This is a genomic window from Roseateles flavus (assembly GCF_039872765.1).
GTDB lineage: Bacteria > Pseudomonadota > Gammaproteobacteria > Burkholderiales > Burkholderiaceae_C > Roseateles_B > Roseateles_B flavus.
Map to the genome: position 1 here is coordinate 129943 of NZ_JBDPZC010000005.1, position 16163 is coordinate 146105.

Here is a 16163-nt window from a genome sequence, read left to right on the forward strand (position 1 = left end):
GAATTTATGTTTTCCGGAAAAAAGCGCTTCACGATCACGCTGCGCTGCTCATGCCAGCTCCACCAACCGCCCCTGCCCGGTGATGAAGGCGATGCGAACCGACTCGCCGGGCTGCAGGGCCTGCACCGCGGCGCGGTACTGCTGCAGCTGCTGCACGTACTCGGGCTGACGCTGCGGTGCCTCGTGCAGCTTGTAGTCCAGCACCCACCACTGGGCCTGCTCGCCAGGCGCCGGGCGGCGCAGCACCAGGCGGTCCAGGCGCAAGTCCTGACCCTCATGGCTGATCGGGACCTCGTTGCCGGCCCACTGCAGCTGGGCGGCGTCGAAGAAGGGCGCGCAGTCAGGGCTGGCCAGGATGGCCCGCACACTGCGCTCCAGACGTTCGCTGCGCCGAGCGTCCAGGCCGTACATCTGGGCCGCAGCGCCCAGCAACGGCTCCAGCGCCCCGCCCTGCCCCTGCGGGCCACTGGCCCATTCCAGCACGCGGTGCATGGCCTCGCCCAGCGCGGCCATCTCGTCCAGCTCTGTCGTGCGCACCACCAGCTCGGCGGGTTCGGCTGGTGCCAGGTCTTGTCCCAGGTCTTGTCCCAGGGCTTGCACCTTCGGAGGCACTTCGGGCAGCAAGGGGAGCTCCAGCAGACTGAAATCGTGGCCGGCAGGCGCCAGCTGCGCGCCGGCGGCCGGCTGCCAGGGCTCGGCGAGCGCCTGCAACCGCTGCCACCAGCTGCCCGCCCCACCGCCCCGCGCCGAAACGCTGCGGCTGATCACCAGCCGTGATTTGGCACGGGTCATGGCCACGTACAGCGCATTGAGTTCCTCGCGCTGGCGCTCGCCCTGCTCGAAGCGCATCAGCGGCTCCAGCGCTGGCGGCGGGCTGCTCTCCGAGGCGATGAAGGCCACGCGCCGGGGGCCGGGCAGGTCCACCGGCCAGTCGACCAGCAGGGTGGCGTGATCGGCCCGGGCTGGCGCGGCATCGCAATCCATCAGCACCACGACCCGCGCCTCCAGCCCCTTGGCGCCATGCACGGTGAGCAGCTGCACGGCGTCGGCTTCGCCATGGGCCGGCAGGCTCAGCGCCCGCTGCCGCAACGCACGCACAAAACCGTAGACGGTGGCATAGCGCCCGCCGTCCAGGTCCAGGGCCAGGCCCAGCAGGGACTGCAGCGCATGCAGGCGGCTGCGGCGCTCGCTGGGGGGCACGCACTGGGCCACGCGCGCGAGCAGGTCGCCTTCGGCAAAGATGCGGTCCAGCAGCTCCTGGGGCGTGCTCTGCTGCAGGCTCGCCGCCCAGGACGCCAGCAGGCCGCGGGCACGCTGGAGGGCCGGTTCCAGCGCGGACTCGTCCGACTGAATCAGGGCCTGCCAGAAGGTGCAGCGCGACGCGCCGGCTTCGTCGGCATCCGCAGCCCCGAGGCGCCGCACCGTGCGGGCCGCCAGGGACAGCTGCAGCAAGGCCGCCTCGCTGACGCCAAACAGCGGGCTGCGCAGGGCATGGGCCAGGGACAGGTCGTGCGAGGGCGAGGCCAGGGCGTCCAGCAGCGCCAGCACGTCGCGCACATCGGGCGAGTCAAGAAGCGCCAGCTCCTCCGGCGCCACATGCGCAATGCCCTGCGCCTTGAGCGCCTGGGCCAGCACACGCAGGGCCTCGCGCTTGCGCGCCAGCACGAAGATGTCGCCCGGCTGCAGGCCACCAGCGGCCAGCAGCTCGCCCAGGGCCCGGGCGATGCGCTGGGCCTCCCCCGCACGGCGTTGCAGCTCGGGCTCATGGCGGGCCTCGCTGAGGCTGGGGCGCCAGGCCAGCGCGGCCTCGTCGTCAGCGGAGCCATCGGCCTCGCCCGCTGGAGCCGCGGCCGCCGGATCGGCTTCAGGCTCGGCGTCCAGGCGGCACACGCCGGCGAGGGCATCGACGCCGCCGGACTCCGTGGTGTGAGCCCGGAAGTCCTGGTACTCGCCCAGGCCCTGGGCCTGCAGGAGGGCTGCGTTGACGGCCGCCAGCACCTGCGGCGCATTGCGGCGCGTGTGGTCGCAGGCCAGCACGGCCGCATCGAGGCCTTGCTGGAGGAAGTCGCGCGCGGCGGCGAACACGCGCGGCTCGGCGCGCCGGAAGCGGTAGATGCTCTGCTTGGGGTCGCCCACGATGAAGACCGACAGCGGACGCTGCCCGCTGCCCCCACCCCCTGCCCCGCTGTAGGACGAGAGCCAGGCATGGAGCGCCTGCCACTGCAGGGGGCTGGTGTCCTGGAACTCGTCGATGAGCAGATGGCGCAGCTGGGTGTCCAGGCGCTCCTGCACCCAGCCGGCCAGCGCGGCATCACCCAGCACGGCCAGCGCGCCGCGCTCCAGGTCGTTCATGTCGACCAGACCCCGGGTCTTCTTGATCTGATCGAAGCTGTCGACCAGCACCAGGCTCAGCCGCGCCAGCCGCTGGTGCAGCACCTGGGCCTCCTGCTGGTCAAGGCCGCGCTGGACCAGGGCAATGTCGTCCGCCAACGCCGCCGCCAGAGGGCTGGTGGCCAGGGCCTTCACGGGCGTCCCGGACTTGGTCAGCAACTTGCCACGCAGCACCTCGAACAGGGCGGCCGGCGGCAGTTGATCACTGAGGGCCTGCTCGATGGCGGTGGCCGCCTTGCGCATGGTCTCGTTGCGGCCCTGGCCCAGCTCGAGGGCCAGGTCTTGCCACTGCGGGCGCATCGCCTCGATGCAGTCCAGCGGGTCCGCCCCGGCGAAGCGCGCCGACACCGAGGCCGCCCCCTCAACGCTACCCATCAGCACGCCCTGAGCCTGGGCCAGGCGCAGTTCCACGCGCTTGCCGAAGCCGGCCTCCAGCCATCGAAGGACCTTGCTGCGACCGCAGTCGTCGACCAGCGCCTGGTAGTCGGCCAGCAGCGGCGCGTCGGCCAGCAGGCGGGCATGGAAGCCGCGCCAGACCTCGGGCATCAGCTCGCTCTCATCCTCCAGCAGCTGCAGCTCTGGCGCGATGCCGAGCTGCTGCAGCAAGGCCATGGGCGCGGCTCGCAGCAGCTGGGAGAACCAGGCATGGAAGGTGCGGATCTCCACCGGCCGCCCGCCCTCCAGCAGGCGCTGCTGCAGACCCTGCAGCAGCGGTGCGGCGCGCTGGGCCTCGTCCTCGGCCATGCCGCGCTGGATCAGGGCTTCGCAGCGCCCGGCATGGTCTGCCCGGGCGAACTCGGAGAGCCACTCCGCCAGGCGCTGGCGCATTTCACCAGCGGCCTTGCGGGTGAAGGTGATGGCCACGATCTGCTGGGGCTCGGCGCCGTCCAGCAGGGCCCGCAGGATGCGCGACACCAGCATCCAGGTCTTGCCTGCGCCGGCACAGGCTTCCACGACCACGCTGCGCCGCGGGTCGCAGGCCACCTGATAGAAGCGCTCGCGCGGCACGACGCGCGCATCGACCGTGTAGGCCGCATTCGCCTGGGGCGCCGCCATCAGAGAGTCCCCTCCCACCAGTCATCCTTGCGGCACAGGCCGCGCACGGGGCACAGCGCGCAGGCCCGGCCTTCGCCCAGGGCAGGCAGGGCCGCGCCGGCCTGCACGGCCGCCAGGTCCTGCTCCAGGCCCTGGCGCGCCAGCTCAGCGCTGTGCTGCACCTCGGGATGCGGCAGCAGCTGCAGGCCCTTGCTGTCGTCCAGCATCAGGTAGGCGGCCTCCAGCGCCGCGCCAGCCTGGGCAGCCTCCTCGGCGCTCAGCAAGGCGTAGACGGCCAGCTGGGTGTCCTCGAGCGGGCGCTTGAGCTTGTCCTTGATGGACTCGGTGGAACCGGTCTTGTAGTCCAGCAGCAGACGGCGCCCGGGCTGGTCGTCCAGACGGTCCAGGCGACCCTGCAGGCGCAGCTCGCGCAGGGCCGGATGCGTCCAGGGCTGGCAGTGCCGGGACTGCTCGCCGGCCTCGTAGTGCCAGCCGGCCGACTCGTGCGCCTGCAGCCACGCCAGGTAGCGCGGCAGCAGGCGACGAAAGCTGGCCAGATAGGGCAGGAACTCGGCCTCGGACAGCCCCATGCGCTGGCGCTCCTGCTCGGCGGCGTCCGCCAGGGCCTGCGCAGCGTCGCTGCCGGGCTGCGCCTTGCGCTGCTCGTGGAAGCGGTGAAGCACGGCGTGCAGCCAGTTGCCGTAGTCGCGCTTGTCCAGCTCCTCGGTGAGCTCCTCATCCTCGCGCAGGCCCAGCAGCTGCAGGCCGAAGAACTGGTAGGGGCAGTTGCGCAGGGCGTCCAGCGCGCTGGCGCTGAGGGCGCGCGGCAGCTGGCCCGGCGCATTCGCCTGGGCCATGTGCATGGGCCGGGCCGTCAGGGCGCGCTGCGGCCGGGGGTCCTGCCACGCAGGAATCGCCCCGGCACCGGCCTGCTCCCGGGCGGCCTCCAGGCGCTCCAGCAAGGGGCTGCGCGCCAGGGGCTCGCTACCGGCCCGGTCGCATCGAAGCAGGGTCAGATGGGGGGCGCGCAGCAGCTGCACGAAACCCGCCGCCAGCTGGGCTCGCCGCCCGGCCTGGTCCGGCAGGCCCAGCTGGCGCGCCAGGGCCTCGGGCAGCAGCACGGGGCCTGCCGCCACCTGGCCCAGGGTCTGGGCATCGGCCCCCGGCAGCACGATGGCGGCAAAGGGGCGCAGCATGGCCCGGGCCAGGGGCGTGACCAGCACTTGCAGGTCCGTAGGCAGCTCGGGCACGAACTGCTGGGCCTCCAGGGTCTCGTTGACCCATTGGACGAAGTCGGCGCTGCCCAGCAGCGTGCTCTGCAGGGCGAGCTGATGTGCCGAATCAGGCCAGGGCTCGCGCTGCAGCCACAGGGCCAGCAGCAGCTGACGCCCCGCGGCCTGCTCGCCCAGCCAGGCCAGGCCCCCCAGGCGCTCCAGCAAGAGACGAAGCTGCTTGAGCCAGGTCTCCAGGCTGCGCAGCGCCGGGCCCGCGCGCAAGAGGGCGATCTGCTCCTGCGCGTCCTGCCACAGGAAGGCCGCTGAGCCCTTCAGGTGCGCGAGCTGAACCGCACCGGCCTGCACCCAGCCCAGGCGGCGGCATTGGGACTCGAGCTGGTCGACGGCGTCGGCAGCCTGGCGTTCACGCAGGTCGCGGGCCAGATCGCTCTTGAGCCACTGCAGCAGCTCGTCGACACTGGCCCGCGGCTGAGCCGCGCGCAGCAGCGCCATCAGCTGGGCGGCCTCGGGGGTGGTCGCCAGGGTCCAGCCGGTTTCGTCGCCCAGGCGCACGGACTGCCGCTCCAGCAGGGCACGCACGCGCCGCACGAGCACCCGGTCCTGGGCGATCAGGGCCACGGGCAGCTCCTGCCGCCGGATGTGCTCCAGCACCGTGGCAGCCGTGCACTGGGCCAGCGATTCGGGGTCCTCGCAGCGGGCCTCCTGCAGGCGGGCCGGGGGAGGATCCAGCGCCAGTTGCTCCAGCACGCAGTCGGCATCCAGCAGCAGGCAGGGGATGCCCTGGGCGGCGGCATCCGCCAGCAGGGCGTCGCTCAGTGGGTCGACACCGCCGGCGCGCATCAGCACCCAGGCGCTGGGGCGCAGGCTGAAGAGGGCGTCTGTCGCCGGCACGCGGCTGTCGCTGGCGGCCCACTCGAGCGCCACCAGGGCCAGGGCCCGTTCCAGGTCAGCCGGCCCGCCCTGCTGCAGGGCCTGGCGGGCATGCGGCCAAAAGGCCTGCCGACCTTGCGGCCCCAGGGCCTGGGCGTGGCGCGCCAGGGCTTGCGCGGCCTCCACGAGATGCTGCAGGGCCAGTCGCCAGGCCCGGGGGTCCTGCTCGCACAGCGCCTCGGCCCAACTCTGGCCGGCCAGCAGCTGGCGTGCGTTGAGCACGTCGATGGCGGCATCGAAGCTGATCTGCAGTCCTTGCGAGAGCGGGCTGGGCCCCAGGGCGGAGGCCAGGCTGTGCGTGGTTTCCATGCGAGGCTGCCAGAGCCCCGTGCTGCGCCAGGCCCGCCGCGCCGAGGCCAGGTGCTGGGCAAAGGGCAGCAGGACGACGGCATCCCGGCTCTGCACGCCGCGCGCCTGCATCCAGGCGGCCATGCGCTGGACGGCCGCGTCCCAGAAGGGCCGGGCGCCGTCGCCGAGGCCCAGGGGCAGGTGTTGCGTCTCGATCTGTTGTTCTGCAGTCACGCCGTGCAAGGCTCCGTCCCGACATCCCCGGCGCCCGGCAAGCGCCAGTTCGCCAGCCATGAACCCCAATCAGTTCGGGCCCTTGGCTCTTGTGTCAGAATCATTGTGCCCTGAGTCCTGCCCCCTGGCGGGCTCGCAAGACAGTGACTCGGGCCCCGGCTGCGTGCAGCCTGTCCAAGGACTCATCCATGAGCAGCGAACTGATCAAACACATCTCCGACGCGTCATTCGACGCCGATGTCCTCCAATCCGCCACGCCCGTGCTGGTGGACTACTGGGCCGAATGGTGCGGCCCCTGCAAGATGATTGCCCCCATCCTGGACGAAGTGGCCAAGGATTACGGCAGCCGCCTGCAGGTCACCAAGATGAACGTGGACGAGAACCGTGAAGTGCCCGCCAAGTTCGGCATCCGCGGCATCCCGACCCTCATGCTCTTCAAGGACGGTCAGCTGGCCGCCACCAAGGTCGGCGCCCTCTCCAAGGCCCAGTTGACGTCCTTCCTCGACGCCAACCTATAATCTCCCCACATGCCCGGCCCCACTCGGCCGGGCTTGAATGGCCAACATGCCCCAGCCGGACCGGCTTCGGGGCATGGACTCGGCGCCCAAGCTCCCGCCCCTTTCTGTTTTGTATTGACTGCCCTGATGCGCTGCGCATGGGCGGCTGTGGCGATGGCGATGGCGACCGAAGATCCTGTCCCGGGTTTCTGGCAGACCCTGGACGACCCAACCGGGTTTCCCCATGCATCTTTCTGAACTGAAAGCGCTTCACGTTTCCGCCCTCATCAAGATGGGTGAGGAGCTGGAGATCGACAACGTCGCCCGCATGCGCAAGCAGGAGCTGATGTTCGCGATCATGAAGAAGCGCGCCAAAGCCGGCGAGCAAGTCTTCGGCGACGGCGTCCTCGAAGTCCTGCCTGACGGCTTCGGCTTCCTGCGTTCGCCGGACACCAGCTACATGGCGTCCACCGACGACATCTACCTCTCCCCGAGCCAGATCCGCCGCTTCAATCTCCACACCGGAGACATGATCGAAGGCGAAGTGCGCGTCCCCAAGGACGGTGAACGCTACTTCGCGCTGGTCAAGGTCGACCGCGTGAACGGGCTCACCCCCGAGGAGAGCAAGCACAAGATCATGTTCGAGAACCTGACGCCCTTGTTCCCCAAGGAGCAGTTCAAGCTCGAGCGCGACATCAAGAGCGACGAGAACATCACCGGCCGCATCATCGACCTCATCGCGCCCATCGGTAAAGGCCAGCGCGCCCTGCTGGTGGCCCAGCCCAAGACCGGCAAGACGATGATGATGCAGCAGCTGGCACACGCCATCACGGCCAATCATCCGGAAGCGCACCTCATCGTGCTGCTGGTGGACGAGCGCCCTGAGGAAGTGACCGAAATGCTGCGCACCGTCCGCGGCGAGGTGATCTCCTCCACCTTCGACGAACCCGCCGCCCGCCACGTGCAGGTCGCCGAAATGGTGATCGAGCGCGCCAAGCGCCTGGTAGAGCTCAAGAAGGACGTGGTGATCCTGCTGGACTCCATCACCCGGCTGGCCCGCGCCTACAACAACGTCCTGCCCTCCTCCGGCAAGGTGCTGACCGGCGGCGTGGACGCCAACGCCCTGCAGCGTCCCAAGCGCTTCTTCGGTGCGGCCCGCAATGTCGAGGAAGGCGGCTCGCTGACCATCATCGGCACCGCGCTGATCGATACCGGCTCGCGCATGGACGAAGTGATCTACGAAGAGTTCAAGGGCACCGGCAACTGCGAAATCCACCTGGATCGCCGCATGGCCGAGAAGCGTGTCTATCCCTCGATCCTGATCAACAAGTCCGGCACCCGCCGCGAGGAGCTGCTGCTCAAGCCCGAGATCCTGCAAAAGAGCTGGATCCTGCGCAAGCTGCTCTACAACATGGACGAGATCGAGGCGATGGAGTTCATCCTCGACAAGATGAAGGCCAGCAAGAACAACCACGACTTCTTCGACATGATGCGAAGAGGCGGGTAAATCTGGCCTCGCAGCGCCGCCTCCCGCACCGGGTAGGCGGCGTTTTCATTTGTGGCTATAATCAACGTTTTTCCGCCGCCAGAAAGTGCGTCACATGGTGTGACGTGGCTCCCGGCACTGAAACAGCTACGGCGAGAGGTTTCCCATGAAAGAAGGCATTCACCCCAACTACCGCGACGTGGTGTTCGTGGACCAGTCCAACGGCTTCCAGTTCGTGACGCGTTCGACCGTCCAGACCAAGGAAACCATCACCGTCGACGGCAAGGATTTCCCGCTGGTCAAGCTGGAAACCACCAGCGAATCGCACCCCTTCTACACCGGCACTCAGAAGAGCGTCGACAACCTGGGCGGTCGCGTCGAGAAGTTCCGCAACAAGTTCGCTCGCGTCGGCCTCAAGAAGTAAGCCCCGCGGCCGCGCTTCGAGCGTCGAGCCCCACAGAAAAGGCAGCCCCGGCTGCCTTTTTTCATGTCCACGTCCCCCTGCATGCGCCTGGCGTAGGACGCCGCATGCCACCGGCCCAGCGTCTGCCCGTAATTGGGGCATGATGCGGCCTTCAAGCCCTCTGCCGCCTGCGTGAACCAAGCCACCCCCGCCATCGTTGCCGAACGCGGCGCCCAACGCCTGCCCCGACTGGCCCTGCTGCTCTTCTGTGCGGCCTATGTGATCCCTGGCGTCTTCGGCCGCGACCCCTGGCGCAACGCCGACCTCACGGCCTACGGCTTCATGGCCAAGATCGCCGCCGGACTGAGCCCCTGGCATCATCCCGAGCTGGGCGGCATCACCACGGACGGCGGCCTGCTGCCCTACTGGGTCGGCGCCCTCTTCATCAAGCTGCTGCCCTTCCTGGATCCCGCCGTGGCGGCGCGCATCCCCTTCGCGCTGATCCTGGTCGGGGTGATCGCCCTGGTCTGGTACAGCAGCTTCCATTTCGCCCGCACGGAAGCCGCCCAGCCGGTGGCCTTTGCCTTCGGAGGCGAGGCGCAGGCGGTGGACTACGCCCGCGCCCTGGCAGACGGTGCCCTGCTGGCCCTGGTGGCCTCGCTGGGGCTGCTGCTGCTGGGCCATGAAACCACGCCGGAGTTGCTGCAGCTGCTGGGCATGGCCCTGTTCGTGTACGGCATGGCAGCGGCGCCCTTCCGCGCCCTGAAGGCCCGCCTGGCCCTGCTGCTGGCCCTGCCCATCCTCGCGGCCTCCGCCGCACCGGCCGTCGCCCTGATGCTGGGGCTGGGTGGCGCCTTGATCTGCTGGCGCTCGGCCTATGAGCCGGTACGGGCCAGCATGCTGTGGGTCGTCGCGGCCACCGCGCTGTCGGCCCTGCTGGCCTGGGCGCTGGGCAGCTGGGCCTGGCGACTGCAGGCCCTGCCCGGGGCTGACTTCCCCCTGCGTGTCGGGACCCTGCTGCTGTGGTTCGCCTGGCCGGTCTGGCCGCTGGCGCTGTGGACGCTGTGGCGCTGGCGCGCCTACCTGCAGCGCCGCCATGTCAGCGTGCCCCTGCTGGCCGTCATGGTCTCGCTGCTCAGCTGCCTGGCCATGGGCGGTTCGGACCGCGCCCTGATGCTGGGCCTGCCCGCGCTGGCCGTGCTGGCGAGCTTCGCACTGCCGACCTTCAGTCGCAGCATGAGTGCCATGCTGGACTGGTTCTCGATGTTCTTCTTCAGCGCCATCGCGCTGTTCATCTGGCTCTACTACCTGTCCATGCAGACGGGCTGGCCGGCCCAGCCACTGGCCAATGTGCGCAACCTGGCCAAGGGCTTCGAGCCCAGCTTCCACCCGCTGGCGCTGCTGTTCGCGGTCCTGGGCACGGCGGCTTGGCTGGGACTGCTGCGCTGGCGCACCGCGCGCCACCGGCATGCGCTGTGGAAGAGCATGGTGCTGCCCTCGGGCGGCGTGGCCCTGGCCTGGCTGCTGGCCATGACCCTGTGGCTGCCGGTGCTGGACTATGCACGCAGCCACCGGCCGCTGGTCGAGCGACTGGCCCGCGTCATGCCCGCGGACACGACCTGCCTGGCCACGCCGGGCCAGGCGCTGTCGCTGGTGGCGGCCCTGGAAGTCCACGGGCACTGGAAGGTTGACGCCCTGCGCAGCGCCGCCGACACCTCATGCCGGCTGCTGCTGGTCCAGTCGGATGACGCCAATGCCTCGGCGCCCACTCCGGGATGGCAACTGCTCGCGACGGTCAAGCGGCCAACCGATCGGAACCTGTCCTACCGCCTGTACCAGCGCGAGGCACGCTGAGCGCCTCGAGCCCAGCCGCGAGGGCTGGCTGGCTGGCTGGCTGGCTGGCTGGCGGCCCGCCCTCCTCGTCCCCCCGCGTTCAAGACAGACGGGACCACAGATGGAAGTGCCTTCAGGGGCCGCTCAGAGGCTGCCCTCGGGCACTCGCGCGGCCTCGACGCCCAGCACCTCCACCGAGCGCACCCGGGCCGCTGGCAGGGCCACACGGAAGCGCGAGCCCTTGCCCACCTCGCTGTCGATCTTCAGCTCGCCGCCATGGCGCTGGGCCACGTGCTTGACGATGGAGAGGCCCAGCCCTGTGCCGCCGGTGTCGCGGTTGCGGCTGCCGTCGACACGGTAGAAGCGTTCAGTCAGGCGCGGCAAGTGCTCGCGGGCAATGCCGGGGCCGGTGTCGCGCACGCAGATTTCGCCCGAGCCATCGGCCAGCAGACCGAAGCTCAGCTCGATGCGTCCGCCGTCCGGCGTGTAGCGCACGGCGTTGTTGGCCAGGTTGGCGACTGCGCTGAGCAATTCCGCCTCCACGCCAGCCAGCTCGGCCGACGGCCCGCTCTCCAGCACCAGTTCATGGCGGCCTTTGGACAGAGCCGAGGCATCGCTCAGCACACGCTGCAGCAGGGCCTGGACGCCCAGCCAGCGGTCCGCATCCGGCCGCGGGCTGCCTTCCAGCTGCGCGAGGGTCAGCAGATCGCTCACCAGGGACTGCATGCGCTGCGTCTGCTGGTTCATGAGGCTCAGCACGCGCTTGCGCTCCGGCTCGGTCAGCGGCAGGGAGGCCATGGTCTCGATGAAGCCCGCCAGCACCGTCAGGGGCGTGCGGATCTCGTGCGAGACATTGGCCACGAAGTCGCGCCGCATCGCTTCGGCGCGCTCACGCTCGGTGATGTCCTGCGTCAGCACCAGGCGCATGCCCTCCCCATAGGCCCGGACCACCACGGCCAGGGTCAGCCGACCGCGCACGTGCGGGAGCACCAGCGGCTGGCTGTAGTCCCCTGACTGCAGCAGGGCCACGAAGGCCGGGAAGCGCACGAGATTGGTCACGCGCTGGTCGCGGTCACGTTGCGGGTCCAGCGAGAAGTGATCGGCCGCGACGCGGTTGCACCAGCGGATGTGGTCCTCCGCATCCAGCATCAGCACGCCATTGGGCGAGGCCTCGATGGCGGACAGGAACTGCAGCAATTCCTGACGCTCGCGCTCGATGGCACGGTCACGGTCGCGCACGGCGCGCTCCACACGGTAGGCAAGCTCGCCCCACAGCCCGCGATCACGCGGCGCCGAGCCAGCCAGCGCGCCCCGCAGCCACTGCATGAGGCGGTGCGCACGCAGCGAGTCCACCGTGAACAGCGCGGCCACGCCGATCAGCGAGCCCGTCAGCGGGGGCAGCCAGGGCAATTGAGGCCACCAGCGGCCCAGCAGCCAGGCAAGACCTGCCCCCAGCAGAACCGCCAGCGCCGCCAGTACGACGCGAGGCAACATCCAGGTCATTTCACTTCCTGCAACTTGACCCGGCACGGGTCATTTCGCGACTTCGTTCCGAGAGGCCCCATCAAGCGGAAACGGCAGCCACTTGCTGGGTCAGGCGATAGCCCGCTCCGCGCACCGTCTCGATCATGCGCTGGCACTGCACCTTCTCCAGGGCCTCGCGCAGGCGCTTGACGTGCACGTCCACCGTGCGTTCCTCGATGAAGACATGGTCGCCCCACACGCGGTCCAGCAGCTGTGAGCGGCTGTGCACGCGCTCCGGGTGCGTCATGAAGAAATGCAGCAGGCGGAACTCGGTCGGGCCCAGCTTCACCTCGACGCCATCGCGGCTGACGCGCCGCGTGCCGGGGTCCAGGCTCAGCTGGCCGACCTCAACCACCGAGTCCAGGGCCTCGGGCGCCTTGCGACGCAGCACGGCGCGGATGCGGGCGAGCAGCTCGTTGGTCGAGAAGGGCTTGGTGAGGTAGTCATCGGCGCCGGCGTCCAGGCCGGAGACCTTGTCGCTCTCCTCCGCTCGGGCCGTGAGCATGATGATGGGCAGCTCCTTGGTGCGTGCGGCAGAGCGCCACATCCGGGCCAGGCCGATGCCCGACTGGCCCGGCAGCATCCAGTCCAGCACCACCAGATCAGGCAGCACACGGTCCACTTCGAACTGGGCCTGGTCGGCACTGCCGGCCAGGGTCACCTCGAAGCCCGCATGGCGCAGGTTGATGGAAATGAGTTCGGCGATGGCGGCTTCGTCCTCGACAACGAGAATGCGGCTCATGATTCGTGCTCCTTGTCGTTGAGGGTCAGGGCTTGACCATGGTGGCCACGGCGTCCGGCGTGTTGTGACGCACGTCCGTGCCCTTCACCACGTAGATGATCACCTCGGCGAGGTTCTTGGCATGGTCGCCCACCCGCTCGATGGCCTTGGCCACGAAGATCAGGTCGATGCAGGCCGAGATGGTGCGCGGGTCTTCCATCATGTAGGTGATCAGCTTGCGCATCAGGCCGTCGAACTCCTTGTCGATGGCGTCATCCTGCTTCAACACTTCCAGGGCACGATCCACATCCAGGCGGGCAAAGGCGTCCAGGGCCTTGCGCAGCTGGGCGGTGGCGAGTTCGGCCTCGAAGCTGAGGTCGGACATGGGCAGGCGCAGGCGGCCGGACACGCCCTCGTTGATCAGTCGCTGCACGGTGCGGGCCACGCGGGCGGCCTCGTCGCCCACGCGCTCCAGATTGGCGATGGTCTTGGACACCGCGATCAGCAGGCGCAGGTCCCGCGCCGTGGGCTGGCGCCGGGCGATGATGCTGGAGAGGTCGCGATCGATCTCGACCTCCATGGCGTTCACCCGGTCTTCGGTCTTGAGCACGGTGCCGGCCAGGTCGGCGCTGAAATTGATCAGGGCCTCGACCGACTGCGCCACCTGCGCCTCGACCAGCCCCCCCATCTCCAGCACACGCGTGGAGATGCCACTCAGCTCGGCATCGAACTGGGTGGAGAGATGCTTGTCACTCATTCTTTTGCTCCTTGTGGCGGCCGGCCCTCACGGCCGGCCGCCCTTGCTTTCCTCGGCGCAGGCCCCGCCTGCGCCCCAACATCCACGGTGCCACGGCTTCAGCCGAAGCGCCCGGTGATGTAGTCCTCCGTATCCTTGCGCTTGGGCTTCATGAAGAGCTCGGCGGTGGGGCCGAACTCGATCAGGTCGCCCAGGTACATATAGGCCGTGTAGTCCGAGCAGCGGGCCGCCTGCTGCATGTTGTGGGTCACGATGGCGACCGTGTAATCGGTCTTGAGCTCGTGGATCAGTTCCTCGATCTTGCCCGTGGAGATGGGATCCAGGGCCGAGCAGGGCTCGTCCAGCAGCAGCACCTCAGGCTTGATGGCAATGCCGCGGGCGATGCACAGGCGCTGCTGCTGACCGCCGGAGAGGCCGGAACCGCTCTGGTTGAGCTTGTCCTTGACCTCGTTCCACAGCGCGGCCTTCTTCAACGCCCATTCCACGCGCTCGTCCATCTCCACCCGAGGCAGGGTCTCGAAGAGCCGCACGCCGAAGGCGATGTTGTCGTAGATGGACATGGGGAACGGCGTCGGCTTCTGGAAGACCATGCCCACCTTGGCGCGGATCAGGGAGACGTCCTCACCGCTGGAGAGGATGTCGCTGCCGTCCAGCAGGATCTCGCCTTCCGCCCGCTGCTCGGGATAGAGCTCGAACATGCGGTTGAGCGTGCGCAGCAGCGTGGACTTGCCGCAGCCGGACGGGCCGATGAAGGCGGTGACCTTCTTCTCGGGGATGTCCAGGTTGATGTTCTTGAGGGCGTGGAAGTTGCCGTAATAGAAGTTCAGGTTGCGCACCGACAGCTTGGCACGCTCCGTCACGGGCATATCGACCTTGGTATCCATGAGTCTCTCGCTTCAGTGCTTTTTCTTGAACAGGACGCGCGCCAGGATGTTCAGCGCCAGCACGCCCATCGTGATGAGGAAGACACCCGCCCAGGCCAGCTTCTGCCAGTTCTCGTAGGGGCTCATCGCGAACTTGAAGATGGTGACCGGCAGGCTGGCCATGGGCTCGCCCAGCGACGAAGTCCAGAACTGGTTGGACAGCGCCGTGAACAGCAGGGGCGCGGTCTCGCCGGAGATGCGGGCCAGGGCCAGCAGCACGCCGGTGATCACGCCGGCGCGGGCCGACTTCAGCGTCACCGACAGGATCACCTTCCACTTGGGCGTACCCAGGGCATAGGCCGCCTCGCGCAGGGCGTTGGGCACCAGGCTCAGCATGTTCTCGGTCGTGCGGATCACCACCGGGATCACGATCAGTGCCAGGGCCAGCACGCCGGCCAGACCCGAGAAGGTCTTCATGCGCGACACCACCACCGCATAGACGAAGAGGCCGATCACGATGGACGGCGCCGAGAGCAGGATGTCGTTGATGAAGCGGACCGAGGATCCCAGCCGCGTCTTCTGCCCGTATTCGGCCAGGTAGACGCCGGCCATGATGCCGATGGGCGTGCCCAGCAGCGTGGCCAGGCCCACCATGGTGATGGAGCCGAAGATGGCATTGGCCAGGCCACCGACTTCCGCCTGCGGAGGCGGCGTCATCTCGGTGAAGGTGGCCCAGTTGAGGCCACCCAGGCCCAGGCGGACGGTCTCGAAGAGAATCCAGATCAGCCAGAACACGCCGAAGGCCATGGCCGCCAGGGACAGGGTCAGGGCGATGGCATTGGTGCGCTTGCGGCGCGCGTGGTGGCGCAGGCGCCGGGGGTCCATCGCGGGAGCAACGGAGGTGTTCATGCGCGGGCTCCTTCGCTCTTCTTCAGGCGGCTCAGCAGGACCTTGGAGAAGCTCAGCACCACGAAGGTGATGAAGAACAGCACCAGGCCCAGGTAGATCAGCGAGGCCTGGTGCAGGCCCTCGCCGGCTTCGGCAAACTCGTTGGCCAGGGCCGAGGTGATGCTGTTGGCGGCCTCGAAGATGGAGGGCGAGTTCAGCTGGTTCATGTTGCCGATCACGAAGGTGACGGCCATGGTCTCGCCCAGGGCTCGGCCCAGGCCCAGCATCACGCCGCCGACCACGCCGGTCTTGGTGAAGGGCAGCACGACCTTCCACACCACTTCCCAGGTCGTGGCGCCCAGGCCGTAGGCCGATTCCTTCAGCATGGGCGGCGTGACCTCGAAGACGTCGCGCATCACCGAGGCGATGAAGGGGATGATCATGATGGCCAGAATGATGCCGGCCGAGAGGATGCCGATGCCCACCGGCGGGCCGGTGAACAGCGCGCCGAGGTAGGGCACGCCGTCGAACAGCTTCTGCAGCGGCTGCTGCACGAAGGTCGACAGGATGGGGCCGAAGACCAGCAGGCCCCACATGCCATAGACGATGGAAGGCACGGCGGCCAGCAGCTCCACGGCGATGCCCAGAGGGCTGCGCAGCCAGCTGGGCGACAGCTCGGTCAGGAAGATCGCGATGCCGAAGCTCACCGGCACGGCGATCAGCAGCGCGATGAAGGAGGTCATCAGCGTGCCGTAGATCATCACCAGGCCGCCGAATTTCTCCTGCACGGGATCCCAGTCCTTGCTGATCAGGAAGCCCAGGCCGAACTCGCGGATCGCCGGCATGGCGCCCAGCAGCAGGGACAGCAGGATGCCAGCCAGCAGCGCCAGCGTCAGCCAGGCGGCACCTTGTGCGAGGCCTGCGAACAGCGCGTCGGCCCACGGCAGGGTGCGGCGGCGCTCAGGCGGCTGGCCCTGGGGCAGCGCCTTCTTCTGTGCGCGTTCCCGGTCGGTGGTGTCGGTCATAGGGGGAGTCAGTACGGCAGCCATGGAAACCTCCACGATACGGTGCTTGAGCA

12 protein-coding genes are annotated in these 16163 nt (G+C 68.9%); 4 read left to right on the forward strand and 8 right to left on the reverse strand.

The window, feature by feature from the left end:
* Nucleotides 1-48: 48 nt before the first annotated feature.
* Both ABDJ40_RS12170 and ABDJ40_RS12175 read right to left on the reverse strand, forming a co-directional pair.
* Nucleotides 49-3465, reverse strand: coding sequence for a UvrD-helicase domain-containing protein (locus ABDJ40_RS12170; protein WP_347610028.1), 3417 nt, complete (start codon nucleotides 3463-3465; stop codon nucleotides 49-51).
* Entirely contained in the window at nucleotides 3447-6113 is a 2667-nt protein-coding gene (locus ABDJ40_RS12175; RefSeq protein ID WP_347610030.1) for a PD-(D/E)XK nuclease family protein, read from the reverse strand. The genes ABDJ40_RS12170 and ABDJ40_RS12175 overlap by 19 nt, the downstream gene beginning before the upstream one ends.
* A gap of 188 nt (nucleotides 6114-6301) precedes the next feature.
* On the opposite strand from ABDJ40_RS12175, the gene trxA reads away from it, so the two are divergent.
* From trxA to ABDJ40_RS12195, 4 genes are all read left to right on the forward strand, one after another.
* Complete coding sequence (gene trxA / locus ABDJ40_RS12180; RefSeq protein WP_269632764.1) at nucleotides 6302-6631, forward strand: thioredoxin TrxA; 330 nt, start codon at nucleotides 6302-6304, stop codon at nucleotides 6629-6631.
* 223 nt (nucleotides 6632-6854) lie between these two features.
* The gene (rho, locus tag ABDJ40_RS12185) at nucleotides 6855-8117 is read left to right on the forward strand and encodes a transcription termination factor Rho (protein WP_269632763.1); all 1263 of its coding nucleotides are present in this window, start codon (nucleotides 6855-6857) and stop codon (nucleotides 8115-8117) included.
* A 145-nt stretch (nucleotides 8118-8262) separates the two neighbouring features.
* On the forward strand, nucleotides 8263-8520 hold the full coding sequence (locus ABDJ40_RS12190) for a type B 50S ribosomal protein L31 (protein ID WP_269632762.1): 258 nt from the start codon (nucleotides 8263-8265) through the stop codon (nucleotides 8518-8520).
* Between the two features lie 171 nt (nucleotides 8521-8691).
* The gene (locus ABDJ40_RS12195) at nucleotides 8692-10353 is read left to right on the forward strand and encodes a hypothetical protein (RefSeq protein ID WP_347610033.1); all 1662 of its coding nucleotides are present in this window, start codon (nucleotides 8692-8694) and stop codon (nucleotides 10351-10353) included.
* A gap of 123 nt (nucleotides 10354-10476) precedes the next feature.
* Here the strand turns inward: ABDJ40_RS12195 and phoR are convergent, their stop codons facing one another.
* From phoR to pstC, 6 genes are all read right to left on the reverse strand, one after another.
* The gene (gene phoR, locus ABDJ40_RS12200; RefSeq protein WP_347610035.1) at nucleotides 10477-11835 is read right to left on the reverse strand and encodes a phosphate regulon sensor histidine kinase PhoR; all 1359 of its coding nucleotides are present in this window, start codon (nucleotides 11833-11835) and stop codon (nucleotides 10477-10479) included.
* A 61-nt stretch (nucleotides 11836-11896) separates the two neighbouring features.
* The gene (phoB, locus tag ABDJ40_RS12205; RefSeq protein ID WP_347610037.1) at nucleotides 11897-12598 is read right to left on the reverse strand and encodes a phosphate regulon transcriptional regulator PhoB; all 702 of its coding nucleotides are present in this window, start codon (nucleotides 12596-12598) and stop codon (nucleotides 11897-11899) included.
* Between the two features lie 25 nt (nucleotides 12599-12623).
* The gene (phoU, locus tag ABDJ40_RS12210) at nucleotides 12624-13334 is read right to left on the reverse strand and encodes a phosphate signaling complex protein PhoU (protein WP_269632758.1); all 711 of its coding nucleotides are present in this window, start codon (nucleotides 13332-13334) and stop codon (nucleotides 12624-12626) included.
* Nucleotides 13335-13432: 98 nt separating this feature from the next.
* Entirely contained in the window at nucleotides 13433-14218 is a 786-nt protein-coding gene (gene pstB / locus ABDJ40_RS12215; protein WP_269632757.1) for a phosphate ABC transporter ATP-binding protein PstB, read from the reverse strand.
* Nucleotides 14219-14230: 12 nt separating this feature from the next.
* Entirely contained in the window at nucleotides 14231-15106 is an 876-nt protein-coding gene (gene pstA / locus ABDJ40_RS12220; protein ID WP_269632756.1) for a phosphate ABC transporter permease PstA, read from the reverse strand.
* Complete coding sequence (gene pstC, locus ABDJ40_RS12225) at nucleotides 15103-16110, reverse strand: phosphate ABC transporter permease subunit PstC (protein ID WP_347610041.1); 1008 nt, start codon at nucleotides 16108-16110, stop codon at nucleotides 15103-15105. Before pstC ends, pstA begins: the two co-directional genes overlap by 4 nt.
* Nucleotides 16111-16163: the final 53 nt, after the last annotated feature.

Bases quoted from the DNA above. Each gene is read 5' to 3' on its own strand.
- phoB (WP_347610037.1), bottom strand. From the start codon at position 12,598: ATGAGCCGCATTCTCGTTGTCGAGGACGAAGCCGCCATCGCCGAACTC.
- phoU (WP_269632758.1), bottom strand. From the start codon at position 13,334: ATGAGTGACAAGCATCTCTCCACCCAGTTCGATGCCGAGCTGAGTGGC.
- ABDJ40_RS12190 (WP_269632762.1), top strand. From the start codon at position 8,263: ATGAAAGAAGGCATTCACCCCAACTACCGCGACGTGGTGTTCGTGGAC.
- pstB (WP_269632757.1), bottom strand. From the start codon at position 14,218: ATGGATACCAAGGTCGATATGCCCGTGACGGAGCGTGCCAAGCTGTCG.
- phoR (WP_347610035.1), bottom strand. From the start codon at position 11,835: ATGACCTGGATGTTGCCTCGCGTCGTACTGGCGGCGCTGGCGGTTCTG.
- trxA (WP_269632764.1), top strand. From the start codon at position 6,302: ATGAGCAGCGAACTGATCAAACACATCTCCGACGCGTCATTCGACGCC.
- pstC (WP_347610041.1), bottom strand. From the start codon at position 16,110: ATGACCGACACCACCGACCGGGAACGCGCACAGAAGAAGGCGCTGCCC.
- rho (WP_269632763.1), top strand. From the start codon at position 6,855: ATGCATCTTTCTGAACTGAAAGCGCTTCACGTTTCCGCCCTCATCAAG.
- pstA (WP_269632756.1), bottom strand. From the start codon at position 15,106: ATGAACACCTCCGTTGCTCCCGCGATGGACCCCCGGCGCCTGCGCCAC.